At 46.2% G+C, this 21,006-nt stretch carries 17 protein-coding genes; 13 read left to right on the top strand and 4 right to left on the bottom strand.

Annotated elements, in window-relative coordinates; translation table 11 throughout:
- The first annotated feature begins 285 nt into the window (after positions 1–285).
- Positions 286–531 (top strand): COG3415 family protein, encoded by a 246-nt coding sequence (locus tag OSC7112_RS25720; protein ID WP_041622742.1) that lies wholly within the window; start codon positions 286–288, stop codon positions 529–531.
- 215 nt (positions 532–746) lie between these two features.
- On the opposite strand, the gene OSC7112_RS25725 is transcribed toward OSC7112_RS25720, so the two are convergent.
- Entirely contained in the window at positions 747–1,598 is an 852-nt protein-coding gene (locus OSC7112_RS25725) for a DUF1206 domain-containing protein (protein WP_015178635.1), read from the bottom strand.
- Between the two features lie 456 nt (positions 1,599–2,054).
- Here OSC7112_RS25725 and OSC7112_RS41945 point away from each other — a divergent pair, with 456 nt between their 5' ends.
- The 6 genes from OSC7112_RS41945 to OSC7112_RS25750 all read left to right on the top strand — a co-directional run bounded on the left by OSC7112_RS41945 (position 2,055) and on the right by OSC7112_RS25750 (position 10,020).
- On the top strand, positions 2,055–2,180 hold the full coding sequence (locus OSC7112_RS41945; RefSeq protein ID WP_263053555.1) for a hypothetical protein: 126 nt from the start codon (positions 2,055–2,057) through the stop codon (positions 2,178–2,180).
- 457 nt (positions 2,181–2,637) lie between these two features.
- The gene (locus OSC7112_RS25730) at positions 2,638–3,204 is read left to right on the top strand and encodes a DUF3611 family protein (RefSeq protein ID WP_015178636.1); all 567 of its coding nucleotides are present in this window, start codon (positions 2,638–2,640) and stop codon (positions 3,202–3,204) included.
- A gap of 432 nt (positions 3,205–3,636) precedes the next feature.
- A complete protein-coding gene (locus tag OSC7112_RS25735; RefSeq protein WP_015178637.1) occupies positions 3,637–5,268 on the top strand; it encodes an alpha-amylase family protein in 1,632 nt (543 codons plus the stop codon).
- A 153-nt stretch (positions 5,269–5,421) separates the two neighbouring features.
- A complete protein-coding gene (locus OSC7112_RS25740; RefSeq protein ID WP_015178638.1) occupies positions 5,422–6,183 on the top strand; it encodes a ZIP family metal transporter in 762 nt (253 codons plus the stop codon).
- 172 nt (positions 6,184–6,355) lie between these two features.
- Positions 6,356–8,782: a bifunctional serine/threonine-protein kinase/ABC transporter substrate-binding protein gene (locus tag OSC7112_RS25745; protein WP_041622743.1), complete on the top strand. Its 2,427-nt coding sequence runs from the start codon at positions 6,356–6,358 to the stop codon at positions 8,780–8,782.
- 518 nt (positions 8,783–9,300) lie between these two features.
- On the top strand, positions 9,301–10,020 hold the full coding sequence (locus OSC7112_RS25750) for a PHP domain-containing protein (protein ID WP_015178640.1): 720 nt from the start codon (positions 9,301–9,303) through the stop codon (positions 10,018–10,020).
- 348 nt (positions 10,021–10,368) lie between these two features.
- On the opposite strand, the gene OSC7112_RS25755 is transcribed toward OSC7112_RS25750, so the two are convergent.
- Together OSC7112_RS25755 and OSC7112_RS25760 are read right to left on the bottom strand one after the other, a co-directional pair.
- Positions 10,369–11,535, bottom strand: coding sequence for a CO2 hydration protein CupB (locus tag OSC7112_RS25755; protein WP_015178641.1), 1,167 nt, complete (start codon positions 11,533–11,535; stop codon positions 10,369–10,371).
- 279 nt (positions 11,536–11,814) lie between these two features.
- The gene (locus tag OSC7112_RS25760) at positions 11,815–13,329 is read right to left on the bottom strand and encodes an NADH-quinone oxidoreductase subunit M (RefSeq protein WP_015178642.1); all 1,515 of its coding nucleotides are present in this window, start codon (positions 13,327–13,329) and stop codon (positions 11,815–11,817) included.
- 128 nt (positions 13,330–13,457) lie between these two features.
- Here OSC7112_RS25760 and OSC7112_RS25765 point away from each other — a divergent pair, with 128 nt between their 5' ends.
- Positions 13,458–14,069 (top strand): Uma2 family endonuclease, encoded by a 612-nt coding sequence (locus OSC7112_RS25765; RefSeq protein WP_015178643.1) that lies wholly within the window; start codon positions 13,458–13,460, stop codon positions 14,067–14,069.
- Between the two features lie 145 nt (positions 14,070–14,214).
- On the opposite strand, the gene OSC7112_RS25770 is transcribed toward OSC7112_RS25765, so the two are convergent.
- Positions 14,215–16,089: an NAD(P)H-quinone oxidoreductase subunit F gene (locus OSC7112_RS25770; RefSeq protein ID WP_015178644.1), complete on the bottom strand. Its 1,875-nt coding sequence runs from the start codon at positions 16,087–16,089 to the stop codon at positions 14,215–14,217.
- Between the two features lie 622 nt (positions 16,090–16,711).
- On the opposite strand from OSC7112_RS25770, the gene OSC7112_RS25775 reads away from it, so the two are divergent.
- The 5 genes from OSC7112_RS25775 to ccmN all read left to right on the top strand — a co-directional run bounded on the left by OSC7112_RS25775 (position 16,712) and on the right by ccmN (position 20,883).
- Entirely contained in the window at positions 16,712–17,023 is a 312-nt protein-coding gene (locus OSC7112_RS25775; RefSeq protein ID WP_006635059.1) for a carbon dioxide-concentrating mechanism protein CcmK, read from the top strand.
- 96 nt (positions 17,024–17,119) lie between these two features.
- Complete coding sequence (locus OSC7112_RS25780) at positions 17,120–17,461, top strand: carbon dioxide-concentrating mechanism protein CcmK (protein WP_006635058.1); 342 nt, start codon at positions 17,120–17,122, stop codon at positions 17,459–17,461.
- Between the two features lie 407 nt (positions 17,462–17,868).
- On the top strand, positions 17,869–18,174 hold the full coding sequence (gene ccmL / locus OSC7112_RS25785) for a beta-carboxysome shell vertex protein CcmL (protein ID WP_015178646.1): 306 nt from the start codon (positions 17,869–17,871) through the stop codon (positions 18,172–18,174).
- A 104-nt stretch (positions 18,175–18,278) separates the two neighbouring features.
- Positions 18,279–19,913: a beta-carboxysome scaffolding protein CcmM gene (gene ccmM / locus OSC7112_RS25790; protein ID WP_015178647.1), complete on the top strand. Its 1,635-nt coding sequence runs from the start codon at positions 18,279–18,281 to the stop codon at positions 19,911–19,913.
- A gap of 289 nt (positions 19,914–20,202) precedes the next feature.
- Positions 20,203–20,883, top strand: coding sequence for a beta-carboxysome scaffolding protein CcmN (ccmN, locus tag OSC7112_RS25795; protein ID WP_015178648.1), 681 nt, complete (start codon positions 20,203–20,205; stop codon positions 20,881–20,883).
- Positions 20,884–21,006: the final 123 nt, after the last annotated feature.

A 21,006-nucleotide genomic window follows, 5' to 3' on the forward strand; every position in this document is an offset into this window, starting at 1 on the left:
AGCATTTTTAGCTTTGTCGTTTAGCATCTATGCGACCAGTTTTTTTGTAAAGTCTGAGCTAGTTGCAGCTCAACAAGTTCAGCAGACATTTCCTGATGTTCCGCCTAATTACTGGGCGCGTTCATTTATTCAATCTTTAGCTGAAACAGGCTTTTTTACAAGATATCTTGATGAAATATTTATACCAATTTCCTCAAATAGTGCTATAGTTAGTCGGGGCAAAATTTGTCAGCTAGTAGTGAAAGATTGGGAGAAAAAATGTCATGAGTAGTTCGGATTGAGATTGTGGAAACACCCCTTGAACTCAAAGACCTGATGCGTCAAAAGAAAGATGCTATGCGTCAGAAAAAACTCCTAGTTCTGTATTTGCTCACAACCCAAATGGTAGACAGTGTATTGTCTGCTGCTGTGAGGCGCACGGAAAACATCGTACCACTACAAAGATGGTTATCTAGCTATCGAAAGGTGGGAATAGCGGAATTATTATCTCAGAAGCCTCCCTCGCGATCGCCCAGAATTATGAATGCCTAAATTGTAGAGAAACTCGAAAAAGAATTGAGTCAACCAGAAGGATTCAGCAGTTACAAAGAAGTGCATCAATGGTTGACAAACTGTTGCGAAGTTCCTGTAGCATATCGGACAGTACATCTTGTCAAAGTTTTGAGTTTTGAGTTTTGAGTTAGATAAGTTTTTTATTAAAAAAATGTTGTACTCAAAATTCATAACTTTCTGTATAACGGGCAAGTTTATGAGCGCAAAAGTCGCCGATAGCGAGCTTCAATTACCGAGTAAATGCCATAGGCAATTAAACCCAAAGGTACTAGACCCAAAATCACTGGACTAAAAGGCTGTTGTGCCAGAATTGCCAACACCTCGCCCAATCCCTTCGTTTGGCTGGCATCCGATAACCTTGCTGCTTGAATTAAGAAAAAACCGATGATAACGAAAACAATTCCACGGGCAGCAATTCCGCATCGACCCAACCGTGTCGCCCAAATTAGCTCGGTTTGGCTCATTTCATCTAGCTTGAAATGGCGGCGAAATTTGGCTTTATATGCTTCGTAAAAATAATAAAATCCTACACCAATAACGATTGAACCTGTCAATCCTACCAGCCATTGTCCAAACGGTTGCGCTAAAATTTGGGCTGTCAAATCTTGGGTTGTATCGCTATTACCACCGCCCGAACCCATTATCAGTTTTACAGCCGTTAAAGCCAAACCTGCGTAAGCTAAAGCACTTAAGGCGTAGCCAATGCGTTGGGCAATTCGCTTGGCATCCATTTTGTCTCCTTGGTGTTCAGGGTCGAGAATTGTCTGAACGATACGCCAAAGGGCATAACCAATAATGCCAATCGTTACAAGAAATAGCAGAAATTTACCGAAGGGTTGGTTAACAATTTCTGATAATGCACCCCTAGTATCGGTTGTCCTGCCTCCCATACTAAAGGCTGCTTGTGCTGCTAAAAAACCGACAATAAAGTAAACTAAGCCTTTGGAAGCATATCCCAATCTTGCCAGTCGCTCAAACCAGGCATGAGAAGCTGCCTGTCCAATTGACTGTTTAATGCTGTCGGTGGGTGAGTTGTTCCCTTTCATATTTTTTATACTTTAGTTGTTAACGATTGCGGGCATAGGCATATGGTGAATTCCTTTGCAGTTAACTGAGTTTTTAAACAAATAATTTATGTTATTATCTCTTAATTTAAGTGTTAGCTTGTTTAGAGGTTGTTTTCATCTGTCTTGAGTGGGAGTGTCATCGGTTGATAGATTGATAAATTTCACATTTATTAGCGTTGACAAATATAGCTCTATAGGCTATGCGATGGCTTCCCTGATGGAGCAGTCTGCAAGCAGTATAGTAGATCTTTGATTAAAACTTCTTTAACCCAAGTTTGAATAACAATTAGAATGGCCAGGGCTAAAAAGATTACAAAAAAAATATAATAATCGGAATAATGTCTAGATTGCTAAAGTGTAATTGGGAAGCAAAGAAACCTGATTTGTCATAATAATAGGTGGACAAAATTGTGATTGATTTTTATTGATTTGATTATGGATAGTTTGGAATCTGCAATAGCTGGCCTAACTAGCTTATGCACGTTGCAAGAATGGATGCGCCCCTGTGCGGGAGTTGGGAATCCAGCATCTATCGCCAATACTCCGATCGATCGCACTTAACTCAAAGCTGTATCATAAATTTTTCCTCAATCATCTTCCATCAGGTGGATATTTTCTTATGGCATCAGACAGATGGCACGGTTGGGCTAGTTAGATTAAATAGAGATAGAAGCAAGATTTTGAAATGGTGAACAAAGACAATAGACGTTTTGCCTAAGTCGATTTTTAAGACTTTAAATTCCCATTGTCGCAAGAAGTTGATTGTTCAGAACCGGGAGTATTTTAGGAAAATCCAATCAACCACAACGGCAGTTGCTGTGTTGAGTTCAACCTTTTATTTACCGGAAATTGCCCAAGTCGGTTCCCAAACATCAGGCATCCTGTCCTGCCCTTAACTGACTTTTCAGAAAAACTATAAGAGCTAACCACAAGGCGATCGCTTGCGACAGGAAGACAAGCAGAACCTATTTCTTACATCGTTTGCTTTGACGATAAATTCAGCAATAAGGTGTATATAATGAATCAACCAGAATCCTTGTCGCAACCGCTGACCCAAAGCGAATTCGTCGCAACTTTTCGCTTGTTCAGTCGATTTAGCTTCTGGATACAGTTATTCTTGGGTGCTGTTTCCGGCATTGTTTTAGTATTTGCTATGTTGGGTCGCAACATGAGCGAGCAAACCAATAATGCAGGTATTGGTTTCGGGGTATTTTTAGCAATAGTTGGCCTGTTATTGCTGTGCTTTAGAATTTTTTGGGATTTTCGCTATAGGCTTTTAGGCCGACTTTTGCACGCCGAAAATTCCCAGGTATATCCCAGCAAAGAACATATTACTCACACCTTACGGATTGGATTAGTTTCTAGTTTGGTGGGGGTATTAATCGCGTTTGTCGCTTCTGAAGAAACAGTTGCTGTAGTGCTAGCGAAAACTCTTAGTCAGCCCCAAGCGATGGCAGCTTATGCGCCAGAAAATGTGATTCGTTCGCTAGATATTTTTGTGACGATGGCAAACGTCAATCTGATTGGCGCTCACTTTTTTGGAGCTGTTACTTCTCTTGGGTTACTCAATTGGGTAGAGGATTAGTTGGCAGCATTGGCATCGCTCAAGGCAAACACAGCTCCTATGTCGTTAGGACTGACAAAGGCTGACGGATTTAACTAAGGTTTGTGGTTTTGCACTGTCTTGGCTAAAGAGAGCGAAGACAGTGCAGCTACAAGCTAAACAAGTTGGCTATTTGGATGAACATCTAATCGGAAATTGGTAGCGATCGCTCCTGCTAATGGTAGTCAGCCTGCTCAACCGTTTTTAAAATTAAAAAACGTAATTTATTTATTATATTGATAGATATTTCATCTACCTTTAGATAGATAGATTTTTTATTGGGAAAAACAGGACTTAGGCTCATATTCCGAAAGATGAGCTATACCCGTGGCATTCAGCTTCCTAAATGGCCCTGTGACCGGGTTTCTGAACACAGCGATGTTACACCGTTTCTCTATTAGGAAATTTACTGCAATGAAAGACCTCTGGTATAAAAACGCAATTGTCTACTCCCTTGATGTTGAAACCTTCATGGACTCGGACGGCGATGGTGTCGGGGACTTTCAGGGACTTATCAACCGCCTAGACTATTTATCCGCGCTAGGAATTACTTGTTTGTGGTTGCTGCCGTTTTATTCTTCCCCTAACCGGGATAATGGTTACGACGTGATGGATTACTACAACATCGATCCGCGACTGGGAACCCTGGGAGATTTTGTCGAGTTCATGCACCAAGCAAGGGAACGAGGAATTCGCGTGCCGATCGATCTGGTAGTAAATCATACGTCCAATCAGCATCCTTGGTTTGTTGCAGCCAAAAGCGATAAAAACTCCAAATATCGCAATTACTACGTGTGGTCAGAAAATCCACCCAAAACCGCTCCAGAATTGCTGGTGTTTCCTGATGCCGAGGACAGTATTTGGGAGTACGACGAACAAGCAAACGCTTACTATTTGCATCACTTCTATAAAGAACAGCCAGATTTGAATATTGCTAATCCGGCGGTACGAGAAGAAATCTGCAAAATTATGGGTTTCTGGCTAGAACTGGGCGTGTCTGGATTTCGCATTGATGCTGTTCCCTTTTTAATTAAAGGAATTGGCATCGAAGGTGCAGACCCCGAAAACCTGCGAGGTTTCTTGGAAGAAATGAGAGAGTTTGTGTCATCGCGTCAGGGTGATGCAGTGTTGCTGGCAGAAGCAAATGTCGATCGCGAGCAAATTCCTGTCTACTTTGCTAAGGGCGACAGAATGCACATCCTGTTCAACTTTTTGCTGAACCAGCATCTGTTTTTGGCCCTGGCGCGTCAAGAATCCACTGCATTGCGCGATGGACTAAAAACCTTACCGGATATTCCTGCTATTTGTCAGTGGCTTAATTTTGTGCGCCACCATGATGAACTGACGCTAGACCGCATTACTTCCTCGGAACGAGAGGAAATTTTTGCAGCGTTTGCCCCTGAGAAAACTATGCAAATTTTCGGCCGCGGGATTCGTCGTCGCTTACCACCGATGATGGGAGGCGATCGCCGCCGGATTGAACTAATCTACAGTTTGCTTTTCACCCTCCCTGGTACACCCATGCTGCGCTATGGCGAAGAAATTGGCATGGGCGATGACCTTTCGCTGGAAGGTCGAGACAGCGTTCGCACGGTGATGCAATGGTCAGATGCAGCGAATGGTCGCTTCTCGACGGCTGCAACTGATGCCCTTGCCAGACCTGCGATCGCCAACGGAGAATACGGTTACAAACAAGTCAATGTCGTTGCAGCGCAGCGCGATCCTGCCTCATTAATTAACTGGATGGAACGTGCAATCAGCATCCGCAAGCAATGTCCTGAGTTGGGTAGGGGCAAGTGGCACATTCTCGAAACCGACTCTCCCTCGGTGTTAGCCCACTGCTGCGACTGGCAAGGCAGGACGGTGATGGCTGTCCACAATCTAGCCGACAAGCCTTGTACCGCTACGCTGAAATCTAACGAATACAGCCATCTGTTCGATTTATTTGGCGATCGCCTGTATGAACCTCTCGGTCCAGACTCGCCCTCTATTCCCTTAGAAGCCTACGGCTATCGCTGGTTTCGAGTCAATCGCATCCTGGGGTAAAAAAGTTAATGTTGATGGGAACACTAGCGACTCTAACTGTGAGGAATGTACTTAGCAGATGAGGTAAAAAACCCGGTTTCTGGCGCCCATCCGTAAGTCCTATATATAATTTTTAGGCGGGCATAAAAAATTTTTCCCTTTGAGGTGCGGCTGATGTTTCCAGTGTGGTTGCAGGCAGGATTTTGGGGTTTAGTGGGGGGTTCGGCCTTGCTACTGGGAGCGGCGGTGGGTTACTTTGTCAGCATTCCCCAGCGCGCGATCGCGACAATTATGGCTTTTGGCGCTGGTGTGCTGATTTCAGCGCTATCCTTTGAGCTGATGGATGAAGCTTACAAGCGCGGCGGTTTCGACTCTACGGCGATCGGCTTTTTGGGGGGCGCTGCTGTCTACACAGCCGCCAATTGGTTTTTGAGTCAACAGGGAGCCAAACACCGCAAGCGATCGGGCTCTTTTCACCCAGCTAAAACAGAGTCAGGCGATGGCGGATTAGCCATCGCCCTCGGCGCCCTGTTAGATGGAATACCGGAGTCGATCGTCATTGGCGTCAGCATGATTTCTGGAGGCGTTGTCAGTTGGGTGACAGTAGCGGCAATTTTTCTTTCCAACATTCCCGAAGGACTTTCCAGCGCCGCCGGCATGAAAAAAGCAGGGAGATCGATCGGTTACATTTTTGGAGTTTGGGGCGCGATCGCAGTTATTTCCGGTATCGCAGCATTGTTAGGATATACGGTTTTCAGCCGCTTTTCTGGGGAAGTAATAGCGGCAACTACCGCCGTAGCTGCTGGGGGTATTTTAGCCATGATCTCAGATACCATGATTCCCGAAGCATTCGAGGAAACTCACGATTTTGCCGGACTAATTACTGTCTGCGGGTTTTTCGTTGCTTTTGTACTCAGCAAGTTAGCAGAAAGATAATTAATAATTAGTCATCACTCATCACTAATATAGAATTGGTAATTGCTGAGAGTTATAGTGTTTTTGATATAGACACAGAGGAATTTGATATGTTGCCAAGCTGTATCCGGACATAAAAAAGTTTATAATTAACATGAAAGACCGCAGCCTGTCAAGAGGTGTTGGAAAATTTATGTGTGTCAACTTAGGGGAGATCCTGCACGAAAGCTACAAAATTATCGCTTTGTTGGGACAGGGAGGGTTTGCTAGAACCTACACGGCTGCACAAATAAACAAACCCAATAATCCTCTGTGCGTTGTTAAGGAAATTCCTTTTCCCCCATCGAACGATCCGCGAGTCTTGGAGAAGGGAAGGAAGCGATTTGAAAGGGAGGCTAGCGCTTTGCGCCGTCTCGGGAAAAACTCGCGCATTCCGGAATTATTCGATCGCTTTGAAGAAAAAGATCGCTTTTACTTAGTACAAGAATACGTTCAAGGACATCCGCTCAGTCAAGAACTCACTGCGGGGGATCGGTGGAATGAGAAAAATACCGTTGCTTTGTTGCGGGAAGTTCTGGAAATATTAAAATCAGTACACCAAGAAAATATTATTCACCGCGATATTACACCTTCTAACTTAATTCGGCGCGAAACAGATAAAAAAATAGTTTTAATTGATTTTGGGGCGGTCAAAGAAATCAGCACTTTTACCTCTAACTCTACAGGTGAAATATTCACATCGCAGGCGATCGGCACCAGCGGTTATATGCCTGCCGAACAATACAACCCGCGGTCTCTCCCGCAACCCTACAACGACATTTACGCTCTCGGAATCATCGCTATCCAAGCTCTCACCGGCCAACGTCCCACCAATCTGCCGCAAGACCCCGAAACTGGTGAAATTGTCTGGGATTACTCGACGCCCGATCGCCCTGCGGTACAAGTTAGCGACAAGCTCAAAAATATTTTAACCAAGATGGTGCGTTTCCACTTTCAAGACCGCTACCAATCGGTGGATGAAGTTTTGCAAGACTTGGATTTGTCGATCGTCGAAGGGCCCGAGTTACCCAAAACTGCGCGGAAGTTGCGATCGGGCTTTCGCTGGCTGCTGTTCGCCGTTGCGGGGATTGCGGCTTTTGGGGCGATCGTATTTTTAACCCCCAGAATTTCCCCGCTAATCCCCAGAATTTCCCCGCCCCCAACGCTGCCTACACCCTCCCCCGATGGTGTAAGTTCCGGCAAAAAACTCCTAGTGCAAACCTCCGCCCTGTGGTCAAAACAAAGGGGAATCAATGAGTTTGCCGACTCAAATTATCCCGAAGCTTTAAAATTGCTCAAACAGTCCTGGCGGGAAGACCGCAGAGATCCAGAAACTTTAATTTACATCAACAACGCTCTGCTGAAGGCAATAAATGCAGAATATTACACGATCGCAATTGTTGTTCCTATCCGCCGCAATCTGGACGGCAGCATCCTCAACGCAAATTTAGCAGAAGAACTGCTCCGCGGCATTGCTCAAGCTCAAACCGAAGTTAATTTAGGTCTTCTGGCTGCAAATGAGAACAATAAAAATTTTCCCGGTCAAGGCTTTCTCCAACCAAAAGCTATTAAAGGAAAAGGTCTCAAAGTCGTCATCGCCGATGATGGCAATATCAAATCCTACGCCGTTCAAAGGGCTAATTATCTCGTCGCTCAGCCCGATATTCTAGCAGTTATCGGACACTACACCAGCGACATGACTGTGGAAACAGTAGATATTTACAATCAAAATAAACTCGTCGCCATTTCTCCGGGAAGCACAACAGAAGAACTGACGCGAAAACCTCGAAAATTTTTCTTTCGGACGGCTCCGACAACTAGCATAGAGGCTGAAGCTTTAGTAAATCAACTGCTCTTGGTCGGTGATAAAAAAGCCGCAGTATTTTACAATCCCAACAGTCCGTTTAGCGCTTCTTTGTGGGAAGAATTCAAAAAGCAATTTGAAGCAAAAGGAGGCTCGACTTTTAGAATCAGTAATTATTACGACTTATCTAAAAATAATTTTAACGCCGAAGCAGCAATCCAAAAAGTTGAGAAAGCCGGAAAAACAGCCTTACTTGTCATTCCCGACGGTCAAGTCACTAATTCCCTGGAAAATGCGATCGAAATGATTAAAGCTAACGGCGATCGCAATTGGATTGTCGGGCCCTGGACGCTGTACGAGCCGAGAACGTTAGAAGTAGCCAAACAGCTAAAGTCTGTTAAAAAACTGGGCGTATCCGTGTTTTGGCATCCGTTAATAAGTTTTGACAAAAAATTTCCGCAAAACGCTGAAAAATTGTGGGGAGGCCCGTTGAATACCAGATCGGCTTTAACCTACGATGCCGCCCGGACGCTGATTAAAGCCCTAGAAATGCAGCCAGAACCCAGCCGCGAAGGAATGCAAAAAACCTTAGCCGATCCAAACTTTAAAGCCGAGGGAGCTACCGGTATAATAGAGTTTGACTCAAAGACTGGAAATCGGAAAAACCCTCCTAAACGAGTGGCGCATATTGTGCCGTGTTCTAGAGAACAGTTTGGAGTTACATTTGTGCCGATCGAATTTTCCACAGCCGCAGCCGCAGGTTTAAAGTGCGATTGAATTGATATCTTGTGGCATTGTCCACAAACCTTTTAAGGGCGGGCCGGATGCCCACTCCACAATAAAATTTACTCTTCGCTTCACAGGCATCTTGCCTGTTGCGGAGAATGATGTAATAGGTGCGAGTAAATTGATATCTTGCGGCATTCTCCCCAAACTTGTAGAGGCGGGTTTTACCAACTATAATTGCCTAAAATCAATAATCTCATAAACCCGCCCCCAGCCGACGAGAAAATGCTGGATAGAGAATTGTGCAAGATGTCCGAGTGATATCATTTCCGGTTACACGGGAATGATGTTCACGGCGTTGACGGTTGAATGTTCACGGTGTCAACAGTCAACACCGTGAACTCGAATTTACTATTCCGATGCTAACGGATGTGATATGAATTGATATCTTGTGCCGAACGCAACAATCCGCCAGATGTTTCAATCCCACAGCAGACTATTGCCACAGGTGCAACATATCAATTTATTAGATATATTAAACAAAGCTAGTTTTTTCTATAATAACGCTTATGGCTGTCAATTTCGCTGCCTCCCCCGCTTCTAGTCTCAAACCAGAAGCCCAGAATATCTCAGCACTCAAACAAGTATTCCAGACAATTGATGCCGATAGCTGTCCGGGTTCCTATAATTTTCATATGCACACAGTCTACTCCGACGGGCGATTGCAGCCAGAGAAATTGATGGAACAAGCCATAGCCCGGGGTCTCAAGGGCTTAGCTATCACCGACCACCACAGCACCCAAGGCTACGTTCAAGCTCAAATTTGGCTGGATAATTGGAAATTAAACCATCCCGACAAAAATAGCGAAGCACCTAGTCTCTGGACAGGCGCTGAAATTAATGCCGAATTGCTCAACAATGAGGTACACATTCTCGGTTACTCCTTCGATCCGCAACATCCCAGTCTCCAACCATACCTAGGAGGTAAAAGCACTGAAGGCACTTATTGTTATTCAGCAGCCAGGGTAATTGAAGCTATTCATGAAGCAGGAGGTTTAGCAGTTCTCGCACATCCTTGCAGGTATCGATCGACAGCAGATCAACTAATCCCAGAAGCAGCCCGTTTCGGCATTGACGGCGTAGAAATCTACTATGCTTACGGTAATCCAAATCCTTGGAAACCAAGCTCCAAACAAACTGCTTTAGTCAAAGATTTAGCAGAAACTTATGGTTTGCTGGGAACTTGTGGCACGGACTCTCACGGTCTGAGTGTTCTAGTCCGAATCTAAATAGTTCGGAAATAACAAGTGTTTTATCCTGTGATTGCCAGTCTAAGCGTTAGCGGATATATCTGTTATGAAAGCAATCACAATGAGCCGAAAACAAACAGTTTATCAGGTCATATTATGTCCGCTAAAACGACTACTATCAAATTGGTTTGTAGTGAGGACTTCAGTCCTCATAAAAGTCTGTGGACTGAAGTTTTCACTACTTGCCTTATAAGGGCTATTTTACGGGAAGCGATCTCATTGCGATCGCCAGGATGAGCTTTCGCCCTCCAAAAGAAAGCAATTGCTTTCTTCAGGTAATATTGTGGCAACTCCGAGAGACCTTGCCCCTAAAAACCAGTCGCCCTTCTACCGTTCGGGGAACAACTGACAGGCCCGGTTAGTTGGCTGATTTGCCCAATGCAAGCGAGAATTCCCAAACCGATCCATCCAACCTTCCAAATAAGCCCGATTAGCCTTTTTTTCCTCTGGATCGGAGGTATTCATGGGATGAGGTGCTAAACCCAAAATAGTCGCCGTCGTCACGCAAAACATCGACTTTTGAAAACTCTGACAAATTTGCACCCGCAGATCGTCTTCACCCCGACAGCTACTGCGATAAATTTCGTGCAAATACTCCGGCAAATAATGCCGCATATCTTGCATCAATTGAGTTGGCGGAATCCCTGCACCTCCAATCGGTAAAGGATCGGCAAACAAAGCCCCGTAGGCAAAATCTCTTTGTTCTTCCGGGATTTGATGCGCTTGAGCGTTGTAGGAAACTGTGCCAAAAAAAGCTGTGCCCCGAAAGAAAATTGACTCTACATAAGGCACGGCTACATCTGGTAAAAATGTCAAGTTAGCCGAGGCCGGAATGATATCGTAGACTTGACCGTGAATCTTGACGCTGTAGGTAATCGGTAGGCTGGCAGCGGCTACTAAACCGGCTTTGACAAAATCAACTACATCAGAAATAGACTTAGTTTCCCCTCGATCGTAGGAATCAGATAAGTCCATAAACAAATCGCTCATTACCCGCCAAAACTGACCGAGACCGGTGTAGTAAGCCAGCATCCGCACTTGTTCAGGCAAAAACTCAGGAAATGTTTTGTGTAGTCCCTGCATGAAAAAGTTGCCTTTCAATTTAGCCGCGATCGCCTTTTCGACCAAACTGCTAAATTCCGGGGTATCCAAATAACTGTCAAACCCCCCGCCGCCGTGCCACAGCATAGTTTTCATCACATACTCAGCATACTCAAAATTTATGCGATCGTGCCACAAATAGCGCATTAACTTCGGCAGAGTGACTTCCCCATTGAAATATTTAAAAAACGGGAAAAGCACTAAAAACTGTTCTTCAGCAATATAATTGAGATTGCGAGAATAGGCATCGAGAACCACACCGTAACTTTTGAGAATGCCGACAACTTCTACTACATTTTCCGCAGATTCAGGCAGCAAAGCTTGGCCTGATTCCAAGATGTCAATGTATGCGGATAGGGGATGGGAAGAGGGTTTTAATACGGTAGTTGTCATTTTAAGTAAGCCTGAATAGAAGGAAGAACGAAGAAATAGGTTTGTAGTAAGGACTAAAGTCCTTTAACGATCGGCTAAAAGCTGTTAAGCTGTTGTGCATTTAATTTGTATGTTGAGGGCGAGCTTTCGGGCCCACCCCACAAAGGGAAAGATTTATTTTACTATGCAATTTAAATGCGGATTAGCTTAAGAGAGGACTTGCGCTCCTCACTACGAACCTATGGACTCAAAGCTGTTAAGAGAGGACTTGCATTCCTCACTACGAACCTAGATCGTATTTTATTTCAAGTTTTGAGCAATCACTTTAACTTGGGGTGGGACATTAGCTGCCATTGCGATCGCAGTTTTTTCGCTCAAAGCAACTAAAACTCCGGGCTGCACTCCCATGATGGCGATAATTATTGCTAAAATCAGCGAAGGGATGCGATCGCGCCAGCGGACTTGGGGCAAATTTTCCACCAAATCCGAAAGGCGGCCGAAAAAGGCGCGGTTGACCATAATTAAAAAGTAAACTGAAGTTAAACCAGTGCCGATCATGCAGAGCAAAGTTTGCACCGGAAACACTGGCAAACTGCCCCGAAACATCAAAAATTCAGCAATAAATCCAGCCAAACCCGGAATGCCGGCACTTGCCATCACGCCGAGGATCATTAAACTGCCAATCATCGGCAAACCGCGATCGGGATTGAACAAACCTTTGAGGACATCGATGTTGCGGGTGCCGGATTTTTTGTAAACAACGCCGACACTCAAAAATAGCAGCGCCGAAATTAAACCGTGGCTAACCATTTGCAACACTGTTCCCAGCATACTAATCGGAGTAGCTGCGGCGCTAGCTAACAAAATGTAGCCCATGTGAGCGATCGAACTGTAAGCTACAATTTTTTTCATATCTTTTTGGGCGATCGCGCAACTGGCCCCGTAAAGCACACTCACCACCGCCCAACTCGCCAAAATCGGCGCCGCCACCGCCCACGCATCTGGAAACAAACCCAAACCAAAGCGCAGCATCCCATAAGTTCCCAGCTTCAAAAGCACCCCCGCCAGCAGCACCGAAACCGGCGTCGAAGCTTCTACGTGAGCATCCGGCAGCCAAGTATGAAAAGGCACCAAAGGCATCTTAATTCCAAAAGCCAGCAACACCCCTGCCAGCAAAACAAGTTGCCTTACCAAAGGCAATGGCAATCCTCCTTGCAAATGCGATGCGCCCGCTGCACCCACCATATCGAAACTCGAAGCACCGCTAAGCCAACCAGTGCCCAAGAAAGCAGCCAGCAGCACAATTCCCGAAAATGCAGTATAGATTAAAAACTTAGTAGCAGCATAACCCCGGCGCTCGCCTCCCCAGATAGCAATTAAGAGGTAAAGCGGAATCAATTCTACCTCAAAAAACAGGAAAAACAGCAGCAAATTTTGAGATAAAAAAGCCCCTGTTACGCCGCCGGTAATTAACAGAATCAAAGAATAGTAAAGTCGAGGCCTGCGGAGCGACTCATCCGTAGCGTAAATAGCTACCCCTGTCAGCAGAGTATTTAAAATTACCAAAGGCAGAGCCAAACCATCAACACCGAGATTGTAATTCAATCCCAAAACATCTACCCAAGGAATAAATTCCGAAAACTGCAACTGACTGGTACTGGCATCAAACTGAACTGCCAAAATCACCGAGAGAATAAAAGTTATACCCGCAATGGCGATCGCGACATTCCGAACTATCTTAGAATTCACTGAACCGGGCCAGAGTCCAATCAGAGCCGCCGCCAAAATAGGTATCCAGATTAAAGCACTGAGCATCAATTAAAACTTTCCTTTGTTACACAGTATTTAGAGCTATATTTAACATTAACGCAAAGCAACTACATATAAAAGCGATCGGCCCATTTTCTTGTTAACATAGATTCAAATGTCTCTGGAATCCTCCTATGACCACAAGTCTTACAGATCGAGAAGATTTGCAAATTAAATCCGGTTCTCCTTCCACCCGCCTCACCGTTGCCGACTTAGAACAAGTGCAAGGTATACTCTGCGAAGCACATCTAGACTACCAATTAGAACTGGTAGACGGGAAGATTATCGTTATGGGCCCATCAGACATTGTATCGAGCGAAATAGGAGCAGAGTTTGGCAGACTTTTGGGGAACTGGGTCAAACCTCGCAAACTCGGACGAGTGTTTGAGTCCAGCGGCGGGTTTATTCTCCCCAATTCCGATCTGAGAGCTCCCGATGTTTCTTTTGTAATAGCCGATCGCCTCAAACAAAGTAAAAGGCATTTTGCCGAACTCGTTCCCGACTTAGTTGTAGAAATAAAATCTCAGTCCGATCGCCTCAAACCCCTGAGAGAAAAAATTTTATCATTTATCGAACTCGGAGCCAAAGTAGGAATATTAATCGACCCAGACAAGCGCACAGTAACAATTTACACTCCGACAGCCGAGCCAGTGGTATTGCGAGACGGCGACATGATTTCAATTCCCGAACTTTTGCCCGGTTGGGAAGTTGCGGTGACCGAATTGTGGCCCATCGATTTTGAGTAAAATGAGATAAAAAAGCAGACAAACCCAGAATAAAATCATCTGCGTTCATCTGCGTTCATCCGCCCTAATCTGCGGTTGAAAATTAAATAAAACTAGATCGAAAGCAGACAAACCCAGAATAGATTCATCTGCCAACCTCTACAGTTTAAAACTGCCAAATAATCAACGCCAGCAACACAGCAACCCCCCCCGCAATAGTCAACACATAAAACTGCGACTGACCTGTGCCGCTGTACTTCAACCCTTCGCCGCTGAAAATTGTCGCCAAACCGAACAAATTCACCGCCCCGTCCACCACATACCTATCAGTCCAAGCGCTGATTTTAGAAATAAAAGCCACAGCCCAAACGACAGTCAAGCGGTAAACTCGATCGATATAAAAATCGTAAGCAAACAAATCCTGCAACGCCGGCACCGGCAGCCGTACCGGTCGAGGTAAAACCCCGTACCAATAAATCGCCACCCCAACCGCAACGCCAATCAACCCAGAGAAAATCAATAGCGGCGTATCCAGCGTCTTCAACAGCAAATTTAAAGCATAAAAATCTCCCGTTTCCACCCAAGGGCCAGTCCAACTAATTAACAGTTGCCACTGCTGCAACATCCAAGGCACTAACAGCCCCATCACCGTCAAAATTACCATCGGCAAAGCCATCGGCCAACCAACTTCTGGAGCTCGGCGAGTTTTCGCCTGCGGTTTTCCCACAAACACTAAACCGAATATGCGAGTTAAATTTAGCGCTGTCAAACCGTTAACTAAAAGCAGCACTATTACCAGCCACAAAGGCACCGTCCAAAAACCGTTGAGCCAGCGCCGCATCGCCCAAAAGTTGCCCAGAGGCAACAGCGCTACCATCCCCGCAGCGCCTACTAAATAAGCGGTAGTCGTGGCAGGCATCTTCGACCACAACCCACCCATTTCTGTTAAATCTTGAGTGTTAGTTGTGGTAATAATTGACCCTACGCTCATGAATAATAGGCCCTTGGCGATCGAGTGCGCGAACAGCAACAGCAAAGCAATGTCAACTTGATTTAGCCCCACGGCGATAAACACCAAACCCATAGAAGCGCTGGTAGAATGCGATAGTGCTCTTTTGATGTCGATTTGGGCGATCGCCACCAAGGAAGCGCCAACAGCCGTCACCGCACCCAAAACCACCAGCACCCCACCCGTCACGGGCGACAGCGCTAAAACAGGCTGAAGTTTAATCAAAACATAAGCCCCAGCGCCTACAACTACCGTATTCCGCATAATCGAAGCCGGGTTGGGCCCTTCCATCGCCTCGTCGAGCCACAAATGGAAGGGAAATTGAGCGCACTTGGCCGTAGGTGCGGAGATTAAAGCCAAACCTAAAAGAGTCGCTACTACCGGAGACAAAGTTGCAGTTTCAGCCCATGTTTCCAAATCGGAAAAATTCAAACTTCCCGCTAAAGTTGAAAGCGTCACTACTCCCATCAGCAGCGGCACGTCTCCTACACGCTTTGTTAAAAAGGCATCTCTAGCGGCTGTTACTACCAGCGGTTGAGCGTACCAAAACCCGACTAGCAAGTAAGTTGAAAGCGTCAGCACTTCCAACAAAGCGTAAGTTATCAGCAGCGAGTCGCTAATCGCAATGCCGCTAATTGCCGCTTCAAAAAAACCCAGCAGCCCAAAAAATCGAGCTAGCGCCCAGTCTTTTTCCATGTAGCCAAGAGCGTAAATTTGTGCTAGCAAACTCAGAACTGTAACTAACTCCATTGCTCCGACGCTGACCGTGGAGATTTCTATTGCAAAAGACAAATCTAAATCGGCTGCTTGCACCCAGTGCACGAGCAACTGTTGGGGCGGTCGATCCCAAGTCGCTGTAAAAATAACTGACCCGTGTATGAAAGCCAACACCGTCATCAGCAAATTGAAGTAAGCTGCAGGTCTCGGGCCTGTTCTGCGAACGGTGCCCGTAGACCACGGCAAAGTTAAAATTGCGCCTATTAAGCCATATAAAGGTACCCACCAACAGGCTTGGAGGAGAAATTGAGTCATTTAATTTATGCCTTAAACTTCAAATTACTGGCTGCCTTTATACAAAAACAGTCGCGGGCGATCGCGCGAGACCCTAAAACTTTGACTAAACCCGATCGTATAGCTGTGGCAAAATAATTTGCACTCCAGATTAACTATACATTAAAGCATCAAAAATGATAATTATCTCACTACAAAATTACTGGCTGAGCAGAGGAGGCACTCAAAGAAAAAAATATCTGCCGATGAGCCAAGACTGTTTTTTTGCCGATTTACCCGCGATCCCCCTTGTGAAATCCCCAATTTTCCCGGCTGCTATCGGCTCCGGCTTCACATACCGAACTCTACTTTATGAGTATTATTACTTACTTTTATCCCCCCTCGCCGTCGGCATCTACCCCTCTCTATATTAAGATTATTAAATAAATATTAAAATATTTTAAGTAACATAAAAAATTTTAATTTTTGTTATTAAACATTATGATGTTAGTTTATATTGTCAAGGTGGACAGCTTCCCCTATTCTTATAGGATAGGAAGCTTTACACTGCATTACTAAAGAATGTGGGCCTCCCCGTCCAAATTTTTAGATTTGTCAAAGATTTGTAACGGTAATTTCGCTCATCCTCAAAGGAGATTCAAAAATGTCAATTGCCGTGGGAATGATTGAGACAAAAGGTTTTCCCGCTGTTGTGGAAGCTGCCGATGCTATGGTCAAAGCTGCCCGCGTTACTCTCGTGGGCTATGAAAAAATCGGCAGCGCCCGCGTCACCGTGATTGTGCGCGGCAACGTGTCGGAAGTCCAAGCCTCAGTCGCAGCCGGAGTGGAATCCGTCAAGCGGGTGAACGGCGGAGAAGTCGTCTCTACCCACATCATCGCTCGCCCCCACGAAAACCTAGAATACGTTCTGCCGATTCGATATACAGAAGCAGTAGAACAGTTCCGAGGCTACTAAGTTCTTAGCGCACAACAATTTCGTTAAACGAAAATTTGTGCGACCGTCAAAAATTAACAGTTTAGTTCCCCCAATATTCAATCAGGAGTAAAACCAATGGCAATTGCAGTTGGCATGATCGAAACCCTAGGCTTCCCCGCAGTTGTAGAAGCCGCTGACGCGATGGTCAAAGCAGCCCGCGTCACCTTGGTAGGCTACGAAAAAATCGGTAGCGCTCGGGTTACGGTCATTGTAAGAGGAGATGTCTCGGAAGTGCAAGCTTCTGTCGCCGCCGGAGTAGAGTCAGTGAAGCGCGTTAACGGCGGACAAGTGATGTCCACCCACATTATCGCCCGCCCTCACGAAAACTTGGAGTACGTGCTGCCCATTCGCTACACCGAAGCTGTAGAACAGTTCCGTGAAGGCGTCAGCGGCATTCGCCCCCTCAACAGATCGTAAGATAGGCGATTACCTACGGGATAGCTTCGCTTCACGGCTGTTAGGGGCGTTTGGTAATTAAAAATTAAAAATCGCGATGTTTTTGATTTAGCATTTTTAATTTTTAATTGAGGTGGGCATGGGATATTGGTTATTAGTCATGAGTCATCAGTCCGTCGATTTTAGATTTTAGATTTTAGATTTTAGATTGACTCTCGCATTGAATCGGGGAGCTTGAACTCTTAGTCTAAAATTTCGGGATCATCCACGACTTAAGTGCGGGATTGTACCCGTTTCTGGCGAGTCATTAGTTACCAGACGAAGAACTCTAAAAGGCGCCGAGCAGACAGAAGAAAGCTAATTTAAAAACGACAAGTGACTCAGTGAAAAAATGATAATTACCAATTACCTATTACCTATTACCTAAAATGCAAATGGCCAAAGTTCTCGGCACAGTTGTCAGTACCCAAAAAGAGCCGACGCTGAGAGGATCGAAATTTCTCCTGCTGCAATTCATCGATGAGGAAGGTTCAGCAGTTCCCGGCTATGAGGTAGCCGCTGACTGTGTGGGCGCTGGTATAGATGAATGGGTTTTAGTAACCCGAGGCAGCGCAGCCCGGATCGCGCCCGGGAGCGAAAACCGTCCGATCGATGCTCTAGTTGTAGGCATTATAGATACTGTCAATGTAGAAAACCGCCTCATTTACAGTAAAAAAGACGACCCGTACCGCTAGTTGCAACCGTTAGCAGTTAGCAGTTAGTGGAAGAATAACTAACAACTAACAACTAACAACTAACAACTAACAAAAATTTTTTTCAGCTTAGGAGAACTTAATTTATGGCAGTCCGCAATGTTGCGGCTCCCCCGACGCCTTGGTCGAAAAACTTGGCTGAGCCCAAAATTCACGACACCGCCTTCGTACATTCCTTTTCTAACATTATTGGGGATGTGCATATCGGTTCTAATGTGATGATTGCCCCCGGGACATCTATCCGCGCCGATGAAGGCACTCCTTTTCATATCGGAGAAGGAAGCAACATTCAAGACGGAGTAGTGATTCACGGTCTAGAAAAAGGGCGAGTCACAGGAGACGACGACAAATCCTATTCTGTGTGGGTGGGGAAAAATACTTCCCTCACCCACATGAGTTTAATTCACGGCCCTGCCTACGTGGGCGACGACTGCTTTATCGGCTTTCGCTCGACGGTGTTCAATGCCAGAGTGGGCAACGGCTGCATTGTCATGATGCACGTACTAATTAAAGATGTGGAGATTCCCGCAGGTAAGTACGTACCTTCGGGAGCCATCATCACTAATCAGAAGCAAGCCGATCGCTTGCCTGACGTTCAAGATTCTGACATTGAATTTGCGACCCATGTCATCGGCATCAATGACGCTCTAAGAGCGGGTTATCGCTGCGCTGAGAACATCGCCTGTCTAGCACCACTTCGCAACGAGCAAACTAAAAACTCCAATATGACTCAAACCAAATATTCTACCCATGCCGGCACCCAATTGAGTTCAACTCTTGCCGATAGCATCCGCAATTTACTAGCCCAAGGATACAGCGTGGGAGCCGAACACGCCGATGTACGCCGCTTCCGTACCGGTTCTTGGCGCACTTGCGGCCCGATTTCCTCAACCCGTGACTCAGAAGTGATCGCGGCTTTGTCAGCTTGCATGGCCGAGCACCAAGGAGAATACGTCCGCTTGATCGGGATTGACACCAAAGCCAAGCGCCGCGTACTAGAAGAAATCGTCCAAAGACCGGGAGACAACGGCTCTAACGGTTCTAACGGTGCGAAAACTCATCAATCTAACGGTAAAGTTGCACAAGCTTCCCACCACAATAGCGGTTCCGTGTCAAGCTCAAAATTGAGTGCCGAAACAGTAGCTCAGGTTCGCAGCTTGCTAGCTCAAGGCTACAAAGTGGGTACGGAACACGCCGACGCGCGCCGCTTCCGCACCAGTTCTTGGCAAAGCGGGGCTTCGCTGCAAGTGAGAAACGAATCTGAGGCGATCGCCGCTTTAGAATCTGTGATGAACGAGTACCCGGGCGAGTACGTGCGCTTGATCGGGATTGACCCGAAAGCTAAGCGGCGCGTGGTAGAAGAACTTATTCAGCGTCCCGACGGCCCAGTTGCTCAATCGGCTAAGCCCGCAGCAACCTCGGGATACAAACCAGCTTCGACTGGTTCGGCGGGCAGCGGAAGCTTGACCGGCAAGACGATCGACCAAATCCGCAACCTGCTTTCCCAAGGCTACAAAATTGGCACGGAACACGCCGACGCGCGCCGTTTCCGCACCGGTTCTTGGAGCAGTTGCGCCCCGATCTCATCCAACCGCGAATCCGAAGTGATTTCTGCCCTCGAAAGCTGTCTCAAAGAACACAGCGGCGAGTACGTCCGCTTGCTGGGCATCGACTCCAAGGCGAAGCGCCGGGTACTCGAAGAAATTATCCAACGACCTTAATTTGCCTGCTAATTAGCCTGTTTCTTCCGTTAAGCCCTCGCACTGGGGCCAACGGGAGAAACCCCAGCGGATTGAAGTTGGATTTGAGATAGTTAAAAAGCTCGATTGACAAATGTTGGTCAAAATCTAGAATCTTCTGAAAGTTTCTATAAAACGTTAAAGCATCAAGTTTCTCAGTATTAGTAAATTATCGTTTCTTAGATTGACAGGGTTAAATTTATCAGTCGAGAAAACCCATAATTTAAAGTCCTTTTATCGAAAAAAATAGCTCCTTTCATGGTGAAGTCGAATGTATTTATCGCCACTGCAATTAAGTAGCAACTCTCAGATTTTGATGAGTGGCGATGTAGTTGTGAATGAGGGTGCGGCGATCGCCCCCGGAGCAATCCTGCAAGCAGAGCCGGGCAGCCGGATCTCGATCGCCGCCGGTGCCTGTATCGGTATGGGAGTTATCCTTCACGCCCGTGAAGGTACTCTGGAAATCGCGGCGGGCGCTATTCTGGGTGCAGGGGTGCTGGTGGTAGGTGCGGGAACGATCGGGGAAAATGCCTGTATTGGCGCCGGGACGACCCTAATCAATCCTTGTACCGACAAAATGCAAATTATGCCAGCAGGTTCTCTAATCGGAGATACCAGCCGCCAAGCCCCCGCAGAAGAAGCAACCGCAACAGCGCCAACAGCAGCGCCAACATCACCAGAAACCCCCGAAGCCACTACGCCACCAGTCGATCGACCGATCGAGCCGATCGAGCCGCCACAACCGGCCCAAACACCGCCTCAAACTGCGCCGGAGACTGCCCCAGACCCGCCGGAATCCACCGCCGCAGAGCCGCCCCAACCAGGGGAAACGCCAACTATTCTCTACGGTCAAGCTCACATCAATCGGCTGTTGGGGACGCTGTTTCCGCACCGGCAAGCTTTTAATCGATCGGAGGAAAACGGCAAAACTATATCGGGCGATTCCGGGTAGCCGTCATTTCGGCAAAAGCCAGCTATGCTGAAAGCAGAAAGATCGAATATAAATAGGTACTCTCATATTATTGGTAGCTCAGCAATTTGTAAGGCCTTGCAGCAGCAATCTGTGTCTTGTAGC

The organism is Oscillatoria nigro-viridis PCC 7112 (assembly GCF_000317475.1).
GTDB classification, from domain to species: Bacteria; Cyanobacteriota; Cyanobacteriia; order Cyanobacteriales; family Microcoleaceae; genus Microcoleus; species Microcoleus nigroviridis.

Bases quoted from the DNA above. Each gene is read 5' to 3' on its own strand.
- OSC7112_RS25725 (WP_015178635.1), bottom strand. From the start codon at position 1,598: ATGAAAGGGAACAACTCACCCACCGACAGCATTAAACAGTCAATTGGA.
- OSC7112_RS41945 (WP_263053555.1), top strand. From the start codon at position 2,055: ATGGATAGTTTGGAATCTGCAATAGCTGGCCTAACTAGCTTATGCACG.
- OSC7112_RS25730 (WP_015178636.1), top strand. From the start codon at position 2,638: ATGAATCAACCAGAATCCTTGTCGCAACCGCTGACCCAAAGCGAATTC.
- OSC7112_RS25735 (WP_015178637.1), top strand. From the start codon at position 3,637: ATGAAAGACCTCTGGTATAAAAACGCAATTGTCTACTCCCTTGATGTT.
- OSC7112_RS25740 (WP_015178638.1), top strand. From the start codon at position 5,422: ATGTTTCCAGTGTGGTTGCAGGCAGGATTTTGGGGTTTAGTGGGGGGT.
- OSC7112_RS25745 (WP_041622743.1), top strand. From the start codon at position 6,356: ATGTGTGTCAACTTAGGGGAGATCCTGCACGAAAGCTACAAAATTATC.
- OSC7112_RS25750 (WP_015178640.1), top strand. From the start codon at position 9,301: ATGGCTGTCAATTTCGCTGCCTCCCCCGCTTCTAGTCTCAAACCAGAA.
- OSC7112_RS25755 (WP_015178641.1), bottom strand. From the start codon at position 11,535: ATGACAACTACCGTATTAAAACCCTCTTCCCATCCCCTATCCGCATAC.
- OSC7112_RS25760 (WP_015178642.1), bottom strand. From the start codon at position 13,329: ATGCTCAGTGCTTTAATCTGGATACCTATTTTGGCGGCGGCTCTGATT.
- OSC7112_RS25765 (WP_015178643.1), top strand. From the start codon at position 13,458: ATGACCACAAGTCTTACAGATCGAGAAGATTTGCAAATTAAATCCGGT.
- OSC7112_RS25770 (WP_015178644.1), bottom strand. From the start codon at position 16,089: ATGACTCAATTTCTCCTCCAAGCCTGTTGGTGGGTACCTTTATATGGC.
- OSC7112_RS25775 (WP_006635059.1), top strand. From the start codon at position 16,712: ATGTCAATTGCCGTGGGAATGATTGAGACAAAAGGTTTTCCCGCTGTT.
- OSC7112_RS25780 (WP_006635058.1), top strand. From the start codon at position 17,120: ATGGCAATTGCAGTTGGCATGATCGAAACCCTAGGCTTCCCCGCAGTT.
- ccmL (WP_015178646.1), top strand. From the start codon at position 17,869: ATGCAAATGGCCAAAGTTCTCGGCACAGTTGTCAGTACCCAAAAAGAG.
- ccmM (WP_015178647.1), top strand. From the start codon at position 18,279: ATGGCAGTCCGCAATGTTGCGGCTCCCCCGACGCCTTGGTCGAAAAAC.
- ccmN (WP_015178648.1), top strand. From the start codon at position 20,203: ATGTATTTATCGCCACTGCAATTAAGTAGCAACTCTCAGATTTTGATG.